This window comes from Parendozoicomonas verongulae, from assembly GCF_009711465.1.
Lineage (GTDB): Bacteria > Pseudomonadota > Gammaproteobacteria > Pseudomonadales > Endozoicomonadaceae > Sansalvadorimonas > Sansalvadorimonas verongulae.
Genome location: NZ_SMME01000652.1, coordinates 2301 through 2928, shown reverse-complemented (window position 1 = coordinate 2928; position 628 = coordinate 2301). Strand labels below are relative to the sequence as shown.

Genomic DNA, 628 nt, shown 5'->3' with positions numbered 1-628 from the left:
CTTGGCATATGGATGCCGAAATAATCGCCTCCGAGGTTCAAAAAGCTTTTGATATGCTACATGTCGGATCACTCGAAAAGTTCTCTAGCTCTGTGTCTATCGGCAGCAGTTCTTACGGTGCAAGGTCTTATACAAGTGCCGGGCCTTCGAGTTCACAAGCTACTGACACCGACTACCCATCTTTTATATCTCACTTATCTGATGACACTGTAAGCATCAGTAGAGATGAGGGTGAATGCCCTATCTGTAACAACCTGTTTTCCAACAAAACAGAGCAGCAAGCAGTCCAGTTTTATTTAGCAGGTTCTAAGAGAGAATTATCTCCCTATGCCTATTGCCGAACGTGTGCGACAACGCATTTAAGCAACACCAAATATAAAAAAACCGGGTTCCGGGATCCACTGTCTAACATCCCTATTGATTATCACTGGGGAGGGGAGATCAATGATGCGTTATGTCGCAATATGGCCCTTGAAAGGATTGGGGAGAGCATGAGAGCCGCTTACCGGTCACCCCGTTCCGTCAAGCAGTAGTGCGGTAGCGGCTCTTATTCGTTTAAGTACCCGATGGTTTGGGTACTTAACCTCGATTCCAGGCATGGAACTTCTCAAGGAGCTTCATAGCCTTT

1 protein-coding gene is annotated in these 628 nt (G+C 46.3%); it reads left to right on the top strand.

From position 1 onward, the window contains the following. Positions 1-533, top strand: a 533-nt coding sequence (locus E1189_RS24960; protein WP_230460046.1) for a hypothetical protein, incomplete at its 5' end; no start/stop codon positions are given. Positions 534-628 lie beyond the last annotated feature (95 nt).